The 20,444-nt window shown below is 31.3% G+C and carries 21 protein-coding genes; 20 read left to right on the top strand and 1 reads right to left on the bottom strand.

From position 1 onward, the window contains the following. Positions 1-32 precede the first annotated feature (32 nt). The 19 genes from gcvH to tsaB all read left to right on the top strand — a co-directional run bounded on the left by gcvH (position 33) and on the right by tsaB (position 16,641). Positions 33-413, top strand: coding sequence for a glycine cleavage system protein GcvH (gcvH, locus tag JAO71_RS10010; protein ID WP_028289320.1), 381 nt, complete (start codon positions 33-35; stop codon positions 411-413). Further along, the gene (locus tag JAO71_RS15860) at positions 406-777 is read left to right on the top strand and encodes a VanZ family protein (protein ID WP_203000573.1); all 372 of its coding nucleotides are present in this window, start codon (positions 406-408) and stop codon (positions 775-777) included. The genes gcvH and JAO71_RS15860 overlap by 8 nt, the downstream gene beginning before the upstream one ends. A 58-nt stretch (positions 778-835) precedes the next feature. Then, positions 836-1,564 (top strand): energy transducer TonB, encoded by a 729-nt coding sequence (locus tag JAO71_RS10000; protein ID WP_028289318.1) that lies wholly within the window; start codon positions 836-838, stop codon positions 1,562-1,564. Positions 1,565-1,674: 110 nt separating this feature from the next. Next, positions 1,675-2,481 carry an energy transducer TonB gene (locus JAO71_RS09995; protein WP_203000571.1) on the top strand — a complete coding sequence of 269 codons (807 nt, stop codon included), beginning with the start codon at positions 1,675-1,677 and terminating at the stop codon, positions 2,479-2,481. Between the two features lie 115 nt (positions 2,482-2,596). Beyond that, a complete protein-coding gene (locus JAO71_RS09990; protein ID WP_116823501.1) occupies positions 2,597-4,732 on the top strand; it encodes a gliding motility protein RemB in 2,136 nt (711 codons plus the stop codon). 43 nt (positions 4,733-4,775) lie between these two features. After that, positions 4,776-5,723, top strand: a complete 948-nt coding sequence (gene cyoE / locus JAO71_RS09985) for a heme o synthase (RefSeq protein WP_116823500.1) — start codon at positions 4,776-4,778, stop codon at positions 5,721-5,723. A gap of 1 nt (position 5,724) precedes the next feature. Continuing rightward, positions 5,725-6,309: a cytochrome c oxidase subunit 3 gene (locus JAO71_RS09980; protein WP_116823499.1), complete on the top strand. Its 585-nt coding sequence runs from the start codon at positions 5,725-5,727 to the stop codon at positions 6,307-6,309. Between the two features lie 120 nt (positions 6,310-6,429). Then, positions 6,430-7,407: a cytochrome c oxidase subunit 3 gene (locus tag JAO71_RS09975; RefSeq protein WP_116823498.1), complete on the top strand. Its 978-nt coding sequence runs from the start codon at positions 6,430-6,432 to the stop codon at positions 7,405-7,407. 23 nt (positions 7,408-7,430) lie between these two features. Continuing rightward, on the top strand, positions 7,431-7,811 hold the full coding sequence (locus JAO71_RS09970; protein ID WP_028289313.1) for a cytochrome C oxidase subunit IV family protein: 381 nt from the start codon (positions 7,431-7,433) through the stop codon (positions 7,809-7,811). Between the two features lie 88 nt (positions 7,812-7,899). Beyond that, positions 7,900-8,616: a hypothetical protein gene (locus JAO71_RS09965; RefSeq protein ID WP_054852638.1), complete on the top strand. Its 717-nt coding sequence runs from the start codon at positions 7,900-7,902 to the stop codon at positions 8,614-8,616. A gap of 8 nt (positions 8,617-8,624) precedes the next feature. After that, positions 8,625-9,371, top strand: coding sequence for an SCO family protein (locus JAO71_RS09960; protein ID WP_116823497.1), 747 nt, complete (start codon positions 8,625-8,627; stop codon positions 9,369-9,371). A gap of 44 nt (positions 9,372-9,415) precedes the next feature. Then, entirely contained in the window at positions 9,416-9,961 is a 546-nt protein-coding gene (locus tag JAO71_RS09955) for a DUF420 domain-containing protein (protein WP_054852640.1), read from the top strand. A 2-nt stretch (positions 9,962-9,963) separates the two neighbouring features. Then, complete coding sequence (locus JAO71_RS09950) at positions 9,964-10,194, top strand: hypothetical protein (RefSeq protein WP_028606831.1); 231 nt, start codon at positions 9,964-9,966, stop codon at positions 10,192-10,194. Positions 10,195-10,299: 105 nt separating this feature from the next. After that, positions 10,300-11,001, top strand: coding sequence for an ABC transporter ATP-binding protein (locus JAO71_RS09945; RefSeq protein WP_028289308.1), 702 nt, complete (start codon positions 10,300-10,302; stop codon positions 10,999-11,001). Further along, positions 10,994-12,223, top strand: coding sequence for an ABC transporter permease (locus JAO71_RS09940; RefSeq protein WP_028606830.1), 1,230 nt, complete (start codon positions 10,994-10,996; stop codon positions 12,221-12,223). Before JAO71_RS09945 ends, JAO71_RS09940 begins: the two co-directional genes overlap by 8 nt. A gap of 3 nt (positions 12,224-12,226) precedes the next feature. Next, on the top strand, positions 12,227-13,468 hold the full coding sequence (locus JAO71_RS09935) for an ABC transporter permease (RefSeq protein ID WP_054852642.1): 1,242 nt from the start codon (positions 12,227-12,229) through the stop codon (positions 13,466-13,468). Positions 13,469-13,524: 56 nt separating this feature from the next. Next, positions 13,525-14,643 carry an efflux RND transporter periplasmic adaptor subunit gene (locus tag JAO71_RS09930; RefSeq protein ID WP_116823495.1) on the top strand — a complete coding sequence of 373 codons (1,119 nt, stop codon included), beginning with the start codon at positions 13,525-13,527 and terminating at the stop codon, positions 14,641-14,643. Next, positions 14,633-15,961, top strand: a complete 1,329-nt coding sequence (locus JAO71_RS09925) for a TolC family protein (RefSeq protein WP_162874862.1) — start codon at positions 14,633-14,635, stop codon at positions 15,959-15,961. The genes JAO71_RS09930 and JAO71_RS09925 overlap by 11 nt, the downstream gene beginning before the upstream one ends. A 2-nt stretch (positions 15,962-15,963) precedes the next feature. Then, complete coding sequence (tsaB, locus tag JAO71_RS09920; RefSeq protein ID WP_203000560.1) at positions 15,964-16,641, top strand: tRNA (adenosine(37)-N6)-threonylcarbamoyltransferase complex dimerization subunit type 1 TsaB; 678 nt, start codon at positions 15,964-15,966, stop codon at positions 16,639-16,641. On the opposite strand, the gene JAO71_RS09915 is transcribed toward tsaB, so the two are convergent. Next, positions 16,642-17,454 (bottom strand): mechanosensitive ion channel family protein, encoded by an 813-nt coding sequence (locus tag JAO71_RS09915; protein WP_054852646.1) that lies wholly within the window; start codon positions 17,452-17,454, stop codon positions 16,642-16,644. 253 nt (positions 17,455-17,707) lie between these two features. Between JAO71_RS09915 and JAO71_RS09910 the strand changes: the two genes are divergently transcribed. Further along, positions 17,708-20,444, top strand: a 2,737-nt coding sequence (locus JAO71_RS09910; RefSeq protein ID WP_203000554.1) for a choice-of-anchor L domain-containing protein, incomplete at its 3' end; no start/stop codon positions are given.

Genomic DNA, 20,444 nt, shown 5'->3' with positions numbered 1-20,444 from the left:
TAAGTTACATTTGTAATTCAAAAAATAAAATAATGAATATACCATCAGAATTAAAATATACTAAAGATCACGAGTGGGTTAAAGTAGAAGGTGACCAAATTACAGTTGGAATTACAGATTTTGCACAAAGTGAATTAGGTGATATCGTTTATGTAGAAGTTGAAACTTTAGACGAAACCTTAGAGGCAGACGAAGTATTTGGTACTGTTGAAGCAGTAAAAACAGTTTCAGATTTATTTTTACCAGTATCTGGAGAAATAGTTGCTTTTAACGAAGATTTAGAAGACGAACCAGAAAAAGTAAACACAGACCCTTATGGTGATGGTTGGATGGTAAAAGTCAAGGTGTCTGATGCCTCTCAATTAGATAATTTATTATCAGCAGACGACTATAAAGCATTAATTGGTGCGTAAAACGTTACCAATAATTAGCTTTGGTTACAGCTTATTGTTATTATATGTATGCCTTGTAAATGTAAATGAGGTTGTAGAAATACCAAGTTATAATGATAAGTTAACACACTTAATAGCTTATTTTTTGTTTACTAGTGTTTGGTTTTTGTTTTTTTATGGTTTTCAAAAAAAAACAAAAAAACAAGCTTTAACACGTTCATTTATCTTTGCCATAGTATTTGGTATAATAATTGAAGTATTACAAAAAGTATTAACAGAGCATAGGCAAGCCGATTATAAAGATCTTATAGCCAATGTAATAGGTGCTCTAATAGCAGTTATAATTATAAATTTAATAACATACTGGAAAGTTAAAAACAACTAATAGCTTGTTTTTTTAACAAATAAATAGTTATTTTAGCAGTCAGTAAACATCAAAAGATATGGAATCTAAAAAAAATACAAAAGCAAATGTAGGACGTAACAGTTCTCTTTATGTTGCGGTAGGACTAGCATTAATGCTATTTTTATCTTATGTAACAATCAATTACACAACAACAGAAAAATCTGATATAGACATAGGTATGTTAGTTTTTGATGATACTGATGATGAAGATGTGCCAATTACTGAAATCCAGAACACTCCACCACCACCACCACCACCACCAGCTGCTCCTGAAGTAATTGAAGTGGTAGAAGATGAAGAAGAAATAGAAGAAACTATTATAGAATCAACTGAAACAACTCAAGAAGAAGTAGTTGAAATTGAAATTGCAGAAGTTGAAGAAGTTGCAGAAGTTGAAGAAGATATAGATGTACCATTTTCAATTATTGAAAACGTGCCAATTTATCCAGGATGTGAAAGTGCTGGAAATAACGACGCTAAAAAGAAGTGTATGTCTGAAAAAATTGGAAAATTCGTTAGAAAAAACTTTAATGCAGACTTAGCACAAGATTTAGGTCTTGATAGTGGTATTAAAAGAATTAATGTTGGTTTTAAAATTGATAAGACAGGTAAAATTGTAAATATACAAGCTAGAGCACCTCACCCAAAGTTAGAAGCTGAAGCAAAACGTATTATTGCTAAATTACCAAAAATGAAACCTGGTAAACAAAGAGGTAAACCTGTAAATGTACCTTACGGATTACCTATTACTTTCAAAGTAGAGTAAAACATATTCCATATAAATATTAAATCCCGTTACTTTTAGTAGCGGGATTTTTGTTTTTGGTACGTTTATTGTGAAATATTCATAATATTAATCTTTAAACTCTATTTATTATGAAAAACTCTATCAAACACAAAGAATGTAATCGTAAAAACGAAGAATCATTCAGAAAATCTCAAAAAAAAGAAGCTAATTTATCTAAAAATACTGCACTGTACTTTCAGATTGGCTTAATTATGTGCCTTTTAGCAGCATATGGTGCTTTAGAAATGAAATTTGAAGAGCACGATTTTAAGCTTCCTGATACAGCCACAATAGCTTTAGATGAAGATTATATGTTTGCGCCAACAATTGCAATACAGCCAGATGCTGTAGAAACCTCGGAACCTGTTAAGAAGCAGCCACAACCTGTGATTGATCCAGAGATAATTCCTGATGATACGCCTGAGAAAGAAACTAGTAAAAAGTTAGAGTCTGATATATTTACACCAACTAAACCTGAAAATTCAAAACCAACAGTTAATCCTGGAGATCTTGAGGTTTATAAAATTCCAGAAGAAGTACATGTTAATTTTGTGGATTTAGTGCCTGTTTATCCAGGTTGCGAAAGTGCAAGTAATAATGATCAGCGCAGAAAATGTATGTCAGAAAAACTGTCAAATTTAGTTCAGAAAAAATTTGATAGAGATTTAGGTGCTGATTTAGGTTTAAAGGAAGGGATACAACGTATTTATGTTAATTTCAGAATTAATAAAGATGGATTAATCGAAATTATAAATACAAGAGCTACACACAAAGATCTTGAAGAAGAAGCTAACAGAGTAGTAGATAAAGTACCACAAATGACACCAGGAAAACAAGGTGGTCAACCTGTTTCGGTTTTATATAGTTTACCAATAATATTTCAAGTAAAATATTAATACAATTAATTATTAAGTTTTAAGTCGCTATCTTAATCAGGTGGCGACTTTTCTATTTTATAGCGTTAATAAAAAGCAGTATCTTTCGCCTTAATTAAACCCTTAAAAACTAAATATGAAAACTTTCATTTTAGGACTAATATTAATTTGTAATACCATTGCTTTTTCACAAGATACTACTGTCTATCAGGTGTCTCCTAGATTTGAAGTTTGTGACACTACTGATTTAAAACAGCTTGATGTTTGTTTTAATCAAGAAGTGTATAAAAATTTTTACACTAATTTTCAGCAACCTGAAACAGTTAAACCTGATTATGAAGGAGAAGTCGCTGTGGTTTTTGAAGTTTCTAAATCAGGAGAGTTTAAGACTATTTATATTGATGCACAGTTTAATCAATTAAAAGAAGAAGTTAAACGTGTGTTTGCAGAATTTCCTGTGGTAAAGCCAGCCACCTATAATGGTAATCCTACATTTAAACAGTACAGTATCACGCTGTATTTTCCGTTAAACGAAAATAATTCACCTGTAAATTCATTTAATACTGCTTTAGTTTATGATGATCAAAACAGTACAGTAAATATAATAGAACAATTAACCGCTTTACAACTTAAAGCTAAACAGGAATTTGACAGTGTTCAAAAATCTGTTACAGATTATACTGATAAAGCGTATTCAAGTCAAGTTAATATTCCGTTTTCTCATGAAAATTATTTTAGATTCGATCAAGATATAAACAGAATAGGTACAAATAACCATACAGCTTCAAAACCTTTTATGTATGAAGATGTTGATGATTATTATAGTTTTTCAGATGAAAATAAGACTTTAAAAAAAGAATCTTCAACTTGGTCTGGTCGTAAATTATGGAATGAACATTTAGTACAACTTCAAAGTAAAGATTACTGGTTTACTTTGGATCCTATTTTTGATTTACAATTGGGTAAGGATACAGATGCAGATTTTAATTACACGTATAATAATACTCGTGGTGTATATATACAAGGTGGTTTAGGTGGTAAATTTAGTTTTTCGGCCTCTGTTTATGAAAGTCAAGGTCGATTTGCACAATATTTTAACCAGTATGCAGAAACTTTAAAAGCATTTGGTCCTGATCCAGCCATAATACCTGGTCGTGGTATTGCTAAAAGATTTAAGGACGATGCTTATGATTATCCTGTTGCAGAAGCCTACATGTCTTATTCTCCTGCTAAGTTTATGAATATACAATTTGGTCACGGAAAACAATTTATAGGAGATGGTTACCGTAGTTTATTACAGAGTGATGTTGCAAGTTCATATCCTTTTCTAAAACTTAATACTAAGTTTTGGAAAATTAAATATACTAATACATGGACTTGGTTAAAAGATGTGCGTGATGAAGTAGAAGAAGACAAAGCTTTTAAGACAAAATATATAGCAAATCATTATTTAAGTTGGAACGTCAACAAACGCTTAAACTTAGGTTTTTTTGAATCTGTTATTTGGGAAAATAGTAACGATCGTGGTTTTGATATAAACTATTTAAATCCATTAATATTTTTTAGAGCTATTGAGTTTGAAACTGGTCAAGGTGCAGGAAATGCTATTTTAGGTGCTTCAGGTAAATATAAATTAAGCGATAATGCTAACGTTTATGGACAGTTTATTTTAGACGAATTTTCATTAAGCGATGTCACAGGAGGAAATAAAAATTGGAAAAACAAATATGGTTTTCAGTTAGGAGCTAAGTATTACAATGCTTTTAAAGTGAAAAATTTAATGCTTCAAGCGGAATATAACCAAGTGCGACCATATACTTATTCTCATAATACAATTGTGTTAAATTATGCTCACAACAATCAGCCTATGGCACACCTTTGGGGAGCAAATTTTAAAGAGTTAGTTTTAATTGGTCGTTACCAAAAAGACCGTTGGTTTGCAGAAGCCAAATTGATTGCAGGTATTAGAGGATTTGATATTAATGATGGAATAGATGATTTTAGTTATGGTGGTGATATTTATCGCAATTATAACGATAGACCATTTGATACAGGTGTAACCATAGGTCAAGGTATAAAAACTACAACTATAAATGCCAGTACGCAATTAGGTTATTTAGTTAATCCAGCGTCTAACTTAAAAGCTTTTGTTAATTTAAGTTACCGTAATTTTGATCCTGAAGCCGAGACCATTTCTGTTTTAAATAATAGTACAGTTTGGATAAATTTTGGTGTCAGAACCGATTTGTTTAATTGGTATTTTGATATGTAAGCACCTAGCAAATATCACAAGCTAAAAACCTTAAGGTTTTTTTATGCCAAATTCCTTTTTAGCAGTATCTTTGCACAAGCAAAAAAATAACGTTGGTTTGAGTACAACAGCAACAACTACAATAAAACATACAGTAATATCAGATTTTAAAGAGATCACTAAAATGCGTTTGTCATTAAGTGTTGTGTTTTCGTCAGTTGCTGGTTATTTTTTAGGAGCAGAAACTATTAGCCTAAAAATTGTTTTATTACTAGCATTAGGAGGTTATTTTATGGTAGGAGCTAGTAATGCTTTTAATCAGATAATCGAAAAAGATTTAGACGCTTTAATGCATCGTACAAAGCACAGACCTGTTGCATCAGGTCGTATGACAGTAAATACAGCATTTTTAATTGCATGTTTATTTACTGTTCTAGGGATTACAATTTTGTATACTATTAATGCTCAAACAGCTATGTTTGGAGCTATTTCTATATTTTTATATACTAGCGTTTATACACCTTTAAAGACAAAAACACCATTATCTGTTTTTGTTGGAGCTATTCCAGGAGCTATTCCATTTATGTTAGGTTGGGTTGCTGCTACAGATAATTTTGGTATTGAGTCAGGAACATTATTTGCATTGCAATTTTTTTGGCAATTCCCTCATTTTTGGGCAATAGGTTGGTTTTTATTTGACGACTATAAACGTGGTGGCTTTTTTATGTTGCCTACAGGTAAACAAGATAAAGGGACAGCCATACAAGTGTTATTATATACCATTTGGACTATTCTTGTATCTATTGTGCCAGTATTTGGTGTGACAGGACGATTAAAACTATCTATTGTCGCAGCAGTTATAGTTTTTGGTTTAGGTATTATGATGTTGACTTATGCTATTAAACTCTATAAAAATAGAACCGAAAAAGCTGCAAAACAATTAATGCTATCAAGTGTATTGTATATAACCTTAATACAAATAGTATACGTTATCGATAAATTTATAAGATAAAATGGATTTAACTCAAGGAACCTTAGAAGAAAAAACAGGACGTGCTAGAAAGATGATGCTGTACTTTGGTATTGCTTCTCTAATCATGTCTTTTGCTGGTTGGACCAGTGCCTTTATAGTGAGTAGTTCTAGGCCAGATTGGCTTCAAAATTTTCAAATGCCACAACCATTTTGGATCAGTATTATCATTATGATAATTAGTAGTATTACCTTTATGGTGGCAAAAAAAGCATTAAAACAAGGTAATACTAAATTAACGACAGCAATGTTGGTAGTTACTTTTGTTTTAGGATTAACTTTTATTTACAATCAATTTGTAGGATTTAATCAAATAATTGGCGAAGGTTATAACTTTACAGGACCAACAAGTAATATAACCGTTACCTATATTTATCTTATAGCAGTGGTGCATATAGTACATGTTGTTATAGGTTTAGTTCCTGTTTTGGTTTTGTTAATCAATCACTTACGAGGAAAATATTCTGAAAAAAATATAGTTGGATTTGAGTTAGCCGAAACGTTTTGGCATTTTGTAGACCTACTTTGGTTATACTTATTTTTCTTCTTATACTTTTTTCTTAACTAAAGAAAAACAAACATTAAGCACAAAAAGCTTATTTAGATAGTATAAAATTAGACTTTGCTATTTTTTTAACTGAATAAAATGATTATTTTTGTGCCACATTTTAACAACTAATTTAACACTATGAATACTACAGTTGCAACTACTGATACAGAAGGAAAGACTTGGGAAGGTGGTAACCAACCACTAAAGGCAAGTTATGGTAAGATGATGATGTGGTTTTTTATCCTATCAGATGCATTAACATTCTCTGGGTTTTTAGCAGCCTACGGTTTTTCAAGATTCAAATTTATAGATGCTTGGCCAATTGCTGACGAAGTTTTTACACACATTCCATTTTTTCATGGTAACTATCCAATGATTTATGTAGCGTTTATGACGTTTGTATTAATCATGTCTTCAGTTACAATGGTATTAGCAGTAGATGCTGGACATCATTTAAATAAGAAAAAAGTAACTTGGTACATGTTTTTAACCATCATTGGTGGTATCATCTTTGTTGGTTCTCAAGCTTGGGAATGGAATACATTTATAAAAGGAGATTTTGGTGCAGTACAAACAAAAGGAGGTAATATACTTCAGTTTGTAGATACTGATGGTAATCGTGTTGCAGTTAGAGATTTTGTTGCAATTACACCTACTGAAAGAGAAGTGCACGAGCGTAGCAAAGGACTTTGGTTTGTTGATGAAGATGCTTTACCGCCTTATCAAATTAATGATGTAGTAACTGGTTTTGAAGCCAATTCAAATATTTTAGTAAGAACGCAAACATTAAATGAAGAAGGACATAAAACAGTATTATCTAGAACAGAGTCATTAAAAGCTTTAAAAGAGAATGGTAAAACTGTTGTAGAAGGTGCTAATCTTCATGTAAATGAATATGGATCTCCATTATTTGCAGACTTCTTTTTCTTTATTACTGGTTTTCACGGTTTTCACGTATTCTCTGGTATAGTGCTTAATATTATTATTTTCTTCAATGTTGTTCTTGGTACGTATGAAAGACGTAAAAGTTACGAAATGGTTGAAAAAGTAGGTCTTTACTGGCACTTTGTAGATTTAGTTTGGGTATTTGTATTTACATTCTTCTACCTAGTTTAATAATTTTTTAGAAACAATATATCATGGCAGACGCACATAAATTAGAAATATTTAGAGGATTAGTAAAGTTTAAATCTAATACTCAAAAAATTTGGGGAGTTTTAATCTTACTTTCTATTATTACAGCAGTTGAAGTTTTATTAGGTATATACAAGCCATCTTGGGGAACTAATATGGTATTAGGTATGAAACTTTTAAACTGGATTTTTATAATCTTAACTATAGTAAAAGCATATTACATTACTTGGGACTTTATGCATATGCGAGATGAAGTGCCTGGTTTAAGACGTGCTGTAGTTTGGACAGGTATCTTTTTAATTTGCTACATAATATTTATTTTGTTACAAGAAGGAGGTTATGTGTTTAACGTTTATGACAAAGGTTTTATTAAAAGAGATTTTTAATACAGTTATCAATATAAATTATAGTTAAAAGGTGGTTTTTTAAAGCCACCTTTTTTATTTTTGTAATCTCATTACAAATACAATAAAAATGGATAAAAAAAATATCAAAAAAGTAGTTACCCTAAGCGCTTTATTTTTTCTTCCAGTTATATTTTTATTGTTTTTATATCCTTCAACAAACAACTATAATCCTTTAGAAGTTGTTAAGACAGAAGTCTTAGATCTTCAAAATTTATCATCAGCAAACACTGAAGCTCAATTTAAAGACTACATTACTGTATTAGGCTTTTTAGGTAAAGATCCAGAAGCTAGAGTTGTCGAGATGTCTAACCTTAAAGAATTAATCTACGATAAGTTTCAAGGTTTTAAAAAATTTCAAGTTGTGACTTTGGTTTCTGAAGAAGCAAAAGTAGCAGCAGGCAGATTAAAACAGGAGCTTACTAAATATGGTGAACTTAAATACTGGAAGTTTGTGTATTTAAATGATTCGGATATAAAAAAAATGTTTAATAGTTTAAGATCAAGTGATGTATTGGATTTTAATCTTTCTACAAACAAAGTGTTTATTATAGATAAGGCATTAGATCAACGTGGTCGTTTAGATAATCGTACTAAAAAAGAAATAGAAAACAAGCGTGAAGCTTATCCTTTAACAGCTTATAATGCTGCCGAAGTTGCACAACTTAAAAATGTGATGGGAGCAGATGATTTGCGTGTTTTATTTACTGAGTATAGACAAAAGCGTAAAGGAGAATTTAACTCTACTTCAAGACGTGCTGACGATTTAAAAGGGGATTTAAATTAATAAGTATCATGAGCAAAAAGGCAAATTATTCTTACATAGGTGTTTCATTTATAATCTTATTATTTGGTATTATTTTTATTCCAAAAATAATAGATCGTATAAATAACAAAGATATTAATCGTGCTGCCGAAAGCAGAAGTGAAGGTATACTTGTTAATACTAATACAGAGTCTACTAAAACTAGTGGATTGGACTATTTGGTTATAGATGGTAAACGTAAAAAAGTACCAGAGTTTAGTTTTACAGATCAAAACGGTAAAACGATAACTAACAAAGATTACTTAGGTCAGGTTTATGTCGTAGATTTCTTTTTTACGACATGTCCAACAATTTGCCCAAGGATGAGTTCTAACCTAACAGTTATTCAAAACAATTTTAAAGACCATAAAGACTTTGGTATTGCCTCTTTTAGTATTATGCCAGATAATGACACTCCAGAGGTCTTAAAAGCATATGCAGAAGATTATGGTGTTACTAATCCCAATTGGCATTTAATGACTGGTGCAAAAGAAGACATTTACAAACTAGCAAACATAGGGTTTAATATTTTTGTTGATACAGACAATTTTGAGCATTCTGGTGATTTTGCTTTAGTGGATAAAGAAGGTTATTTAAGATCTAGACAAGATGACTTTGGTAACCCTAAAATATTTTACAAAGGCGTTATTAGTGAGCAGGAAAAAGTAGATGAAGATGGAAATGATCAAGAAATTACTATCTTGAAAGAAGATATTGCCAAATTATTGCAAGAGTAAAGAAAACATTATTCTGATAACCGTCAGATTTATTAATAACTATTATGAGTACTAGAAAACTAAATGGAGAGGAAAAATACAATAAGTGGATTATCATTTTATCTGTTGTAATTCCTGTTGCAGTTGCAATACTATTTACTATAAAATTAAAAGATTTTGGTTTTAATATAGAACCATTAACTTTTTTACCTCCAATTTATGCAGGTGTTAATGCTTTAACAGCATTGATATTAATAATTGCTGTTTGGGCAATTAAAAATAATAACCAAAAACTACATGAAAACTTAATGAAGTTTGCTATAAGTCTATCGGTTTTATTTTTATTAATGTATGTTGCTTATCACATGACTAGTGATTCAACTAAGTTTGGAGGAGAAGGCATGATTAAATATGTGTATTATTTTATTTTAATAACACATATTTTACTATCAATTGTAGTTATTCCTTTTGTGTTAATTACTTATGTAAGAGGTATTACAAATAATTTTCAACGTCATAAAAAAATAGCGAAAATAACTTTCCCTATATGGTTGTATGTTGCAGTAACAGGTGTTATTGTGTATTTAATGATTTCGCCTTATTACGTTTAAGTATGAAAAATAAAATTTCATTTTTAGTGATTTCAGTGTTGTTTACAATCCATAGCAATGCACAATGTGCAATGTGTCGTGCAGTTTTAGAAAACGAAGAAGGACAAACTGCTGCTAAAGGAATAAACAATGGTATCGTGTACCTAATGTCAATCCCTTATATCCTAGTTTTTGGATTAGGATTTTTTATTTATTGGAAATATTTTAAAGTAAAAAAGAATAAGACTATTTAAAAAATATATTTATTTTAAAAAATAGTTACATAATTATGTAACATTTTATAAGCTTAGTAGTCTTATTTGTATTGAGTCATTTATCAATCAAAAAAAACCATCATTATGCTCAAAATAAGCAAGCTTCATAAGTCTTACCCAATAGGCGATTCTAGCCTACATGTTTTAAAAGGAATTGATCTTTCTGTAGAAGAAGGAGAAATGGTTGCTATTATGGGATCTTCAGGTTCTGGTAAATCAACATTACTTAATATTATAGGGATGTTAGATGAAGCTGATGAAGGCGAATACATTTTAGATGGTGTACCAATAGTAAATCTTACCGAAAAAAAAGCTGCAATTTATAGAAATAAGTTTTTAGGATTCATTTTTCAATCATTCAACTTAATAAACTATAAAAATGCAATCGAAAATGTTGCGCTACCACTATATTATCAAGGACTAAAACGTAAAGAGCGTTTAGAAAAATCGTTATTTCATCTTGAAAAAGTGGGATTGGCAAATTGGGCAAACCATTTGCCTAACGAATTATCAGGTGGTCAAAAACAACGTGTAGCCATTGCAAGAGCTTTAGCAGCAAATCCAAAATTATTGTTGGCAGATGAGCCAACAGGAGCATTAGATACTAAAACATCTTATGAGATTATGGATTTTATCCAATCGTTAAACGATGAAGGTAAAACCATCTTAATGGTGACTCATGAAGAGGATATTGCAAATATGTGTAAACGTATTGTGCGTCTCAAAGATGGTGTGATTATGGAAGATGTATTTGTTAATCAAGAAAGAGCTTCTGCACATGTTTGATAGAGATCTTTGGCGCGAAATTTTTCAAAGTATAAACATGAATAGGACCAGAAGTTTACTGTCTGGTTTTACCGTAGCATTTGCTATTTCTTTATTCGCAATACTATTTGGAGTAGTTAACGGTCTTGTTAATACATTTGATAATGCATTTGCTGATGATGCAGCTAACTCTATTTTTATACAATCTGGACGTACCTCTAAAGCCAATAAAGGATTGCAAGCAGGTCGTCAAATTCAATTTAAAAATGAAGACTACCAATATATCAAAGATGAGTTTGGGGATAAAGTTCAATTTATAACTGCAAGAGTTTACAGAGGTGGTATAGCTTCTTTTAGAAACGAACAAAGCAGTTATAATATTAGAGCAGTTCATCCTGATCATCAGTTTTTAGAAAACACTAAAGTGGAATATGGTCGCTACATCAACCAGTTAGATGTGGATAACAAAACAAAAGTAGTGGTCATTGGTCGATTAGTTGAAGAAGATTTGTTTTTAAAAACAACTGCCTTAGGAAAATACATTAACCTTAACGGAATACAATACAAAGTAGTTGGAATTTTTAGTGATGATGGAGGAGACAATGAAGAGCGTTTAATCTACATGCCAATTTCAACAGCGCAGCAAGTATATGGTAATAACGATTATATAGACCAAATTAACTTGACTTATAATCCTAATTTAAATTTTGATCAAGCCATAGGGTTTAGTAACCAACTTACAAAAAAGCTAAAAGATAGATTTTTAGTATCTCAAAACGATCAACGTGCCATTAGAGTAAGAAATTTGGCAAACGAGTCTAAGGCTATTAACCAAATGACAGGAGGTTTAGGTGTTATGGTTTTAGTTATTGGTTTTGGAACATTAATAGCAGGAATAGTTGGTATTAGTAACATGATGATATTTATTGTTAAAGAGCGTACTAAAGAAATTGGTATTAGAAAAGCCTTAGGTGCTTCTCCCAAATCCATTGTGCTTATCATATTGTTAGAATCTATTTTAGTTACTTTAATAGCTGGATTTGTAGGTTTGCTCATAGGTATGGGAGTTGTAGAGTTAGCAGGTCCAATGCTTGAAAAATATTTTATTAAAGACCCATCTGTCAGTTTAAGTGTAGTAGTTGCTGCATCAATAACACTTATAGTTGCTGGAGGGATTGCAGGCTATTTACCTGCAAAAAAAGCCTCTAGAATTAAACCAATTGTTGCACTTAGAAATGATTAAATTATAATGTTTTTATTCGAAAGAGATACATGGCAAGAAGTTTACGATAGTTTAAGTAAAAATAAACTACGCTCTGCATTAACTATGGTTGGTGTTTGGTGGGGAATTTTACTGCTTATCGGATTATTAGGATCCGCAAAGGGATTAGAAAATTCTTTTAATCGATTATTTGGTGACTTTGCTACAAATAGTGTTTTTGTTTGGGCACAAAGTACTAGTAAACCTTTTAAAGGTTTTCAGGAAGGTAGACAAGTAAACTTAACGGTTAGTGATGCTAAAAAAATTGAAGAAAACGTTGAGGGAATAGAGTTTGTGGTTCCAAGAAACGTAAATTCGGCATTAGTAGTTCACGATTTTTTATCAGGAAATTTTAGTATCAATGGTGATTACCCAATTTTGGATCAAGTCCAAAAAAAGAAAATGATACAAGGTCGATTTATTAACCAAACAGATATCGATCAAAATCGAAAAGTAGTCGTTATTTCAGAAGAAATTTACAAACAACTTTTTGAAAAAGATGCTGAAATGATAGGCGAGTACATTCAGTTAAACGGAATGAATTTTAAAGTTGTTGGTATGTTTGAAACAGGTAACGCTAATATGGGACCATCAAGTGACATGCATATTCCTTTTACAACCTTTCAGCAAATTTATAATATGGGAGACGAGATTAGATGGATGATGATTACAGGAAAAGCAGATTATGACATTTCTCAAATTGAAGCAGATGCTAAACTAATTTTAAAAAACTTAAACAACATACATCCTGATGATAAGCGTGCTTTTGGAAGTTTTAATTTAGGAAAAGAATTTGCAAAAATCACAGGTTTTTTAACTGGTATGCAGTTTCTAACATGGTTTGTAGGTATAGCAACTTTAATTGCAGGAGTATTTGCTATTGGTAATATCTTACTAATTACGGTTAAAGAACGTACTAAAGAGATTGGTGTAAGACGTGCTTTAGGTGCAACACCATATGAAATTAAAAGACAAATAGTAGTAGAAGCTGTTTTTATAACGCTATTAGCTGGACTTTTAGGAATAATTAGTGGAGGTTGGATATTAATAGCGCTTGATGCTGCTTTTGGACAAGGTACAGAAGCTGTTATTGTCAACGCATCAGTATCTATTGCTGTAGTATTTATAGCCTTATTAATATTAGTGTTTTTAGGAACTTTAATAGGGTTAATACCTGCTTTTAAAGCAACAAGTATAAAGCCTATTGATGCTTTAAGAGAAGAATAGAATCAATCAAAATATAGATTAAAACCAATAAAATCAACTGAGTAAACTGTATAAAAATGAAAAAAATAATCAAAATAATTGTAATAGTAGCTTTGGTAGCAGCACTAGTTATGGTGTTAAAATACTTTAAAGATTCTAATTCAAAATCTGTTGAAGATTTTAAAACAGCAGTTCCTTTTTACACATCTATGCAAACCAAAACTGTTGCAACAGGTAAGTTAAACCCAGAGGAAGAGGTAGAACTTAAGCCTCAAATTTCAGGCATTATCGATAAAATTCTTGTGGAAGAAGGTGATATAGTTAAAAAAGGAGATGTAATAGCTAAAATTAGAGTTGTGCCAAACGAGCAAAGCTTAGTTGGAGCAAGTGGTCAAATATCTACAGCAAAACTATCTTTTAATAATGCTAAAACGTTGTTTGATCGTAATAAAACATTATTTGACAAAGGTGTAATTTCTAAACAAGATTTTGAAAACAGTCAATTATCTTTAAATCAAGCACAAGAAACATTAAATCAAGCACAAAATAATTATCAGATTATAAAACGTGGTTCTTTATCTGGTGGTGGATCTGCAAATACAAATATTGTAGCTTTAATACCTGGTACTATTCTAGAAATTCCTGTACGTGAAGGTGATCAAGTTATTGAGAGTAATAACTTTAACGCAGGTACAACTATTGCAACAATTGCAGATATGAGTAAAATGATTTTTGAAGGAAAAGTTGATGAAGCTGAAGTAGGAAAATTAGAAGAAGGAAAAGACATTAAAGTCATTCTTGGAGCAATAAACGAAAAAGAATTTCCAGCAAAATTAACTTTTGTAGCTCCTAAAGGTATGGAAGAAAATGGAGCAGTTCAGTTTACAATCAAAGCAGATGTAACTGTAGAGCCTTCAACTAAAATTAGAGCTGGTTATAGTGCTAATGCAGAAATAGAAATGGAAAGTAGAGATAGTACTTTAGTAATCAAAGAATCTTTACTTCAGTTTAACAGAATTACAGAAAAGCCTTTTGTTGAAATTGAAAAAGAAGCTGGTAAGTTTGAAAAACAAAATGTAGAATTAGGACTATCTGACGGTATAAATGTTGAAATTACAGATGGTGTTAAAGAAGGAGATAAAATTAAAGTGTGGAACAAAGCATCAAAAGAAGATAACGATGAAGATGAGGACTAAAAATATATTACAATTTACATTAGCATTTTTTATAGCTATAACAGCAGTAGCTCAAGAAAAAAAATGGACGTTGCAAGAATGTGTTACTCATGCATTAAATAACAATATTAATGTATTGCAAGGTCAGAATACTTTATTATCGAACGAGCAAGATATTATTGCCTCAAAAGGACAGTTTTTGCCTAGTTTAAGTGCTAACTTAAGTCATAGTCTCTCGTTAGGAAATAGAGAGTTGTTTCCTGGTCAGTTTGTAGAGAGAACCGATAATAGTACAAATATTGGTGTTAGTGCTAGTCAAACCGTGTTTAATGGATTTAGACTAACTAATCTGTATAAACAATCTCAATTAAATCTAGAAACCAATCAATTAGAATTAAATAGAATTAAAGATGATATTTCATTAAATGTTGTTAATGCCTATTTAAACGTATTATTTAATATTGAAAATTTAGACATTGCAAAAGCACAATACGAGTTTACCAAAAAGCAATTAAAACAAGTTGAGGAATTAGTTGAAGCAGGTGTACAACCACAAGCCAATATTTTTGATGCAAAAGCCACTTTAAGTAGAGACTTACAAAGCGTAACTGTAGCACAAAACAATTATGATTTAGCGCTTTTAACTTTATCTCAATTACTACAATTACCTTACAAAGGATTTCAAATTGAGGTAATAGAAATCGATTCTCCAACAGCAGAGTTAATGTACGATAATGCCCAACCAATTGTGGCTTACGCAATCGATAATAGATACGAAATTAAAGTAGCAGAAAAAAATATAGAAAATGCTCAATTAAATACTGAGATATCTAAAAGCGGGTTTTTACCAATAGTGTCATTAAGTTATGGTTTTGGATCAAATGTGTTTTTTTCCAATTTATTGGATACTGAAGCGTCATTTTTTGATCAATTAAATCAACAAAAAGGTCATCGTTTTGGTTTAAACGTTAATATTCCAATATTTTCTCAATTTCAAAACAAAACAAATGTTGCTAGATCAAAAATTCAAGAAGAAAATGCAACACTTAATCTGCAACAAACAAAATTAAATGTAGAAGCTAATGTACAACGTGCTTTTACCGATGCTAAAGCAGCATATTTATCTTACGAAGCTGCTAAATCTAGTTTAGAATCACAAGAAATTGCTTTTCAAAATTCTCAAGAACGTTATAATATTGGAGTAATGAATGCTTTTGATTTAGAACAAACAAGACTAAGGTTAGTAAATGCAGAATCGTCGTTAATTAATGCTAAATACGATTTTATATTTAAAACTAAAGTTTTAGATTTTTATCTTGACAAACCAATAACAGAATAAAAGTGGCATATATATTAAATATAGAAACATCAACAACAAACTGTTCAGTCTCTCTTTCTAACCAAGGAGAGACTTTGGTGTTAAAAGAAGATTATGGAAATGGATATTCTCATGCAGAAAAACTTCATGTCTATATTGAGGAGGCTTTAAAAGAAGCTAAAATAAATTCAGAACAATTACAAGCAATTGCTGTAAGTAAAGGTCCTGGTTCTTATACAGGACTACGTATTGGTGTTTCTGCAGCAAAAGGTTTAGCTTACGCTTTAAATATACCTTTAATCTCTGTATCTACCTTACAAGCTTTAGCAAAACAAGTTGAAGCAGATTCTGGTCTTATTGTGCCAATGTTAGATGCAAGACGCTTAGAAGTTTATTCTGCTATTTTTGATATAAACAATAGATTGCTTAGGAAGATTGAAGCTCAAATATTAGACGAAAATTCTTTTGAAGAACAATTAAACATAGGTAAAGTCTTTTTTATTGGTGATGGTGTTGCTAAAACTAAAACATTATTATCTCACGCTAACGCAATTTTTATTGAAAATAAGTTGCCCTCTGCAGAACAAATGAGTGCATTAAGTTTTGATAAGTATAAAAAAAGCGACATCGAAGATGTCGCCTATTTTGAGCCTTATTACTTAAAAGATTTTGTTGCTTTAAAGCCAAAACCTAAAAAATAATTATCCTTCTTTTTGTATTTCAACAGAATGAGGATAAGGTATTTCTATTCCAGCAGCATCTAATGCTTCTTTTGTTTGTTCAGTAACATCAAAGTAAACAGTCCAATAGTCCTCAGTTGTAGACCATGGTCTAACTGCAAAATTAACAGAGCTATCAGCTAGTTCCATAACATTAACAGTTGGCTCTGGAGATTGTAAAACTTTTGGGTGATCTTTTAATACTTTCATTAAAACGTCTTTTGTTTTTTTAATGTCAGAATCATATCCTACACCAAAAACTAAATCTACACGTCGTGTACCTTCCGTAGAAAAATTAATAATATTTCCGTTAGATAATGAACCATTAGGTATAATGATTTCTCTGTTTGATAAACCTGTAAGTTTTGTAGTAAATATTTGAATTTCTTTTACAACGCCAACTTCTCCTTGAGCTTCAATTAAATCTCCTATTTTAAAAGGTTTAAATAGCATTATTAAAACTCCACCAGCAAAATTACCTAAAGAACCTTGTAATGCTAGACCAATTGCTAAACCAGCAGCAGCAATAATCGCAGCAAAAGAAGTTGTTTCAACACCTAAAGTACCTAGTACTACAATTATTAAAACAATTTTTAAAACCCAATTGATAAGGTTTAGTAAAAACTTCTGAAGACTTTCATCATAACTTCTAGTTGCCATTAATTTTTTTAAGCCTTTAACTAATTGCTTAATTATAAAATTACCGATAATCCAAATAGCAATAGCAGCTACTAATTTAGGCGTATATTCAATAATTAACTCAGTGCCTTTATCAATCCATTTTTGTAAATCCATAATAAATATTTTTTGTTTTGAACAAATATAATTATTAATGCTAATCTTTTTCTTAGGGTAGGAATAAATAGATTAAAATTGTTTTATTAAAAAAGAATGAGTTGTTAATTTAAATAATCTATATTTTTCTTACATATAACGAAAGTTATTTTGTTGATTTTAACACGTATAATGGTGCTTTTGCTAAATTTATTAATCATAATTTTAGTATAATTGTAAATCGTAATTATATTAATCCCTTTTATAATAAAAAATGAAAAAACTTCTACTAGTTATAACCTTCCTCAGTATTGTTCTAACTGCAAAATCACAAGATATTATTATGCAAAACGGAACAGTTAACCAATGTTCTGGGGTGTTTTATGATTCTGGAGGAACAACATCAAATTATAATGATGATGAAAACTATGTAATGACTATTTGCCCTGATGGACCTGATCAGTTTGTCCAATTACAGTTTACTTTATTTAGTACTCAATTAAGTACTGATGTAATGACTATTTATGATGGTGATGATGTTACAGCAAATATTATTGGTGTTTTTTCAGGAGGAGGAGCAGCTAATAATCCAGGGACAATTGCTGCGTCTTCTACCAGTCCTTCAGGTTGCCTAACAATCGAGTTTGTATCAGATGCTAGTACCAATACTTTAGGATGGGCTGCAAACGTGTCTTGTTTACAGTCTTGTCAAGATATTACGCCGACAATTGACTCTACAAATCCAGTAGCCGATGGTACAGGAGTAATTCAGATTGCTTTGGGTGGAACTGTTAGTTTTGATGGTAGTGCTGTTTTTGGAGATGATGATACAGGTGCTATTTATAGTTGGAATTTTGGTGATGGTACCACAGCAACAGGACAGTCTGTTAGTCACGACTATAATAATACTGGGACTTACACTGTGACATTTACTGCAAGTGACATTAATCCAACAGGATGCTCAGAGTCAGTCACTGTTGAAGTTGAAGTTTTAAGCCCATATATTGATGTTGATCAAACAACATATACTGTAGATGAGTTAGTAGAGGATGTTTTAATTAATAGTCCTTGTGCTACTGTTTCTTCTATTGGATCTAGTACTGGTATTAATTTTGGACAAGAAAACGGTATAGGATATTTTACAGCAATTCCTGGTGCTTTTGCTTTTGAATCTGGAATTGTTTTAAATTCTGGTGATGCTATGGAAGCTGAAGGACCTGAAACTGGAATCCAAAGTAGTGGAGGATGGGCAGGTGATGCTGATTTAGAAACCGCAATTCCTGGTTTAAACTTAGGGGATACTAACGATGCAACTTACATTGAATTTAATTTTGCTCCAATTGCTAATTCCATAAGTTTTGATTTCTTATTTGCTTCAGAAGAATATGGAGGTTTTCAGTGTAGTTATACTGATGCATTTGCCTTTTTATTAACAGATCTTACCACTGGAAATGTAACTAATTTAGCAATTGTGCCAGGAACAACAGATGTTGTGTCTGTTTTTACAGTAAGAGATAATGCTTATAATGCCTCTTGTGCCTCAGCTAATCCAGGATACTTTGATTCATATTATGGTGCAGGAGGAGAACCTACAATAAATTCTCCAATTGATTTTAGAGGTTATACTCGTCCAATGACAGCTTTTGCAAATGTCATACCTAATAATAATTATAAGATAAAATTAGTTATAGCTGATGATGGAGATTCAGCATATAACGCAGCTGTGTTTTTAGACGCTGGCTCTTTCGATTTAGGTGGTGATTTAGGTGAAGATGTAACGATAGCTCAAGGTACAGCAATTTGTAGTGGAGGTGTAATTCCTCTTGATACAAATGTTCCTTCAGCTACTCATGTTTGGTATTTGGATGGTAATATTATAGCAGGAGAAACAGGGTCCACATTAGATGCTACTGAGGATGGAGTTTACAGTGTAGATGTTGTCTTTTCTGGAACTTGTCAAACTTCTGATTCTGTTGTTGTAGAATTTATTCCAGGCGCCATAATACAAAATACTATAGATATAAATGTTTGTGATAATCCTACCGGAGACGAGGTATTTGATCTCACCCTAAACGATGTTGAAGTGATAGGTACTCAAGATCCAACTGAAGTAAATGTTAGTTATTATACTCTTTTAACTGACGCTGAAAATGGTGTGAATGAAATTGTAGATCCTTCAAATTACATAGGTAGTGGTACTTATCCTGAAACAATATACGTTAGAATTGATGATACTGCGTCTCAAACTTGTTTTGATACAGACTCATTTAATCTGGACGTTATCATAACAGGTATTAATCCTGTTATGGATATGGAAGTATGTGATGATGCTTCAAATGATGGATTTGAGCTTTTTGATCTAGAATCTCAAACACTTTCTATACTAGGGACACAATCTGCTACGGATTTTGATGTAACTTATCATACTTCTTTTACAGATGCAGATTCAAATACTAACGCTTTAACAAGTCCGTATAACGGAAGCAACGGTGAATTTATTTTTGTTAGAGTAGAAAATATTTTAGACTCAACTTGTTATGCTGTTAGTCAAGACCCAAATGGAGAATTTACTTTAGTTGTTAATGCTGTAGCTGAAGCAACACAACCAATGGATATGATAGTATGTGATGATCTATCAGAGGATGGATTTGAGGTTTTTGACCTAACCTCACAAGAGTTGACAATTTTAGGAGTTCAAGATCCTAATGATTACACTGTTTCTTTTTATGAAAATATGGCTGATTTGTCATCAGAAATGAATCCAATTACAAATCCAACAGCATATCAAAATACAGTCGTATCTCAACAAACTATTTATGTTCGTGTAAACGAAAATGCTAATCCAACATGTTTTGGTAGCACTACTTTTGATTTAATTGTAAATCCATTACCCACAGCAGTCACACCAACAGCATTATCAGTATGTGATGATGGTACACCAGATGGATTAACCAGTATAGATTTAAGTATCAAAAACAACGAGATTAGTGGAGGTAACCCAGCGTATTCAG

The sequence above is a fragment of the Olleya sediminilitoris genome (genome assembly GCF_016785945.1).
GTDB classification, from domain to species: domain Bacteria; phylum Bacteroidota; class Bacteroidia; order Flavobacteriales; family Flavobacteriaceae; genus Olleya; species Olleya sediminilitoris.
The sequence above is the reverse complement of the archived record's forward strand: the minus strand, read 5'-3'. Positions and strand labels throughout refer to the sequence as shown.

Excerpts from the sequence above, each read along its gene's own strand:
- gcvH (WP_028289320.1), top strand. The coding sequence starts at position 33 with ATGAATATACCATCAGAATTAAAATATACTAAAGATCACGAGTGGGTT.
- JAO71_RS10000 (WP_028289318.1), top strand. The coding sequence starts at position 836 with ATGGAATCTAAAAAAAATACAAAAGCAAATGTAGGACGTAACAGTTCT.
- JAO71_RS09995 (WP_203000571.1), top strand. The coding sequence starts at position 1,675 with ATGAAAAACTCTATCAAACACAAAGAATGTAATCGTAAAAACGAAGAA.
- JAO71_RS09990 (WP_116823501.1), top strand. The coding sequence starts at position 2,597 with ATGAAAACTTTCATTTTAGGACTAATATTAATTTGTAATACCATTGCT.
- cyoE (WP_116823500.1), top strand. The coding sequence starts at position 4,776 with ATGCCAAATTCCTTTTTAGCAGTATCTTTGCACAAGCAAAAAAATAAC.
- JAO71_RS09980 (WP_116823499.1), top strand. The coding sequence starts at position 5,725 with ATGGATTTAACTCAAGGAACCTTAGAAGAAAAAACAGGACGTGCTAGA.
- JAO71_RS09975 (WP_116823498.1), top strand. The coding sequence starts at position 6,430 with ATGAATACTACAGTTGCAACTACTGATACAGAAGGAAAGACTTGGGAA.
- JAO71_RS09970 (WP_028289313.1), top strand. The coding sequence starts at position 7,431 with ATGGCAGACGCACATAAATTAGAAATATTTAGAGGATTAGTAAAGTTT.
- JAO71_RS09965 (WP_054852638.1), top strand. The coding sequence starts at position 7,900 with ATGGATAAAAAAAATATCAAAAAAGTAGTTACCCTAAGCGCTTTATTT.
- JAO71_RS09960 (WP_116823497.1), top strand. The coding sequence starts at position 8,625 with ATGAGCAAAAAGGCAAATTATTCTTACATAGGTGTTTCATTTATAATC.
- JAO71_RS09955 (WP_054852640.1), top strand. The coding sequence starts at position 9,416 with ATGAGTACTAGAAAACTAAATGGAGAGGAAAAATACAATAAGTGGATT.
- JAO71_RS09950 (WP_028606831.1), top strand. The coding sequence starts at position 9,964 with ATGAAAAATAAAATTTCATTTTTAGTGATTTCAGTGTTGTTTACAATC.
- JAO71_RS09945 (WP_028289308.1), top strand. The coding sequence starts at position 10,300 with ATGCTCAAAATAAGCAAGCTTCATAAGTCTTACCCAATAGGCGATTCT.
- JAO71_RS09940 (WP_028606830.1), top strand. The coding sequence starts at position 10,994 with ATGTTTGATAGAGATCTTTGGCGCGAAATTTTTCAAAGTATAAACATG.
- JAO71_RS09930 (WP_116823495.1), top strand. The coding sequence starts at position 13,525 with ATGAAAAAAATAATCAAAATAATTGTAATAGTAGCTTTGGTAGCAGCA.
- JAO71_RS09925 (WP_162874862.1), top strand. The coding sequence starts at position 14,633 with ATGAGGACTAAAAATATATTACAATTTACATTAGCATTTTTTATAGCT.
- JAO71_RS09915 (WP_054852646.1), bottom strand. The coding sequence starts at position 17,454 with ATGGATTTACAAAAATGGATTGATAAAGGCACTGAGTTAATTATTGAA.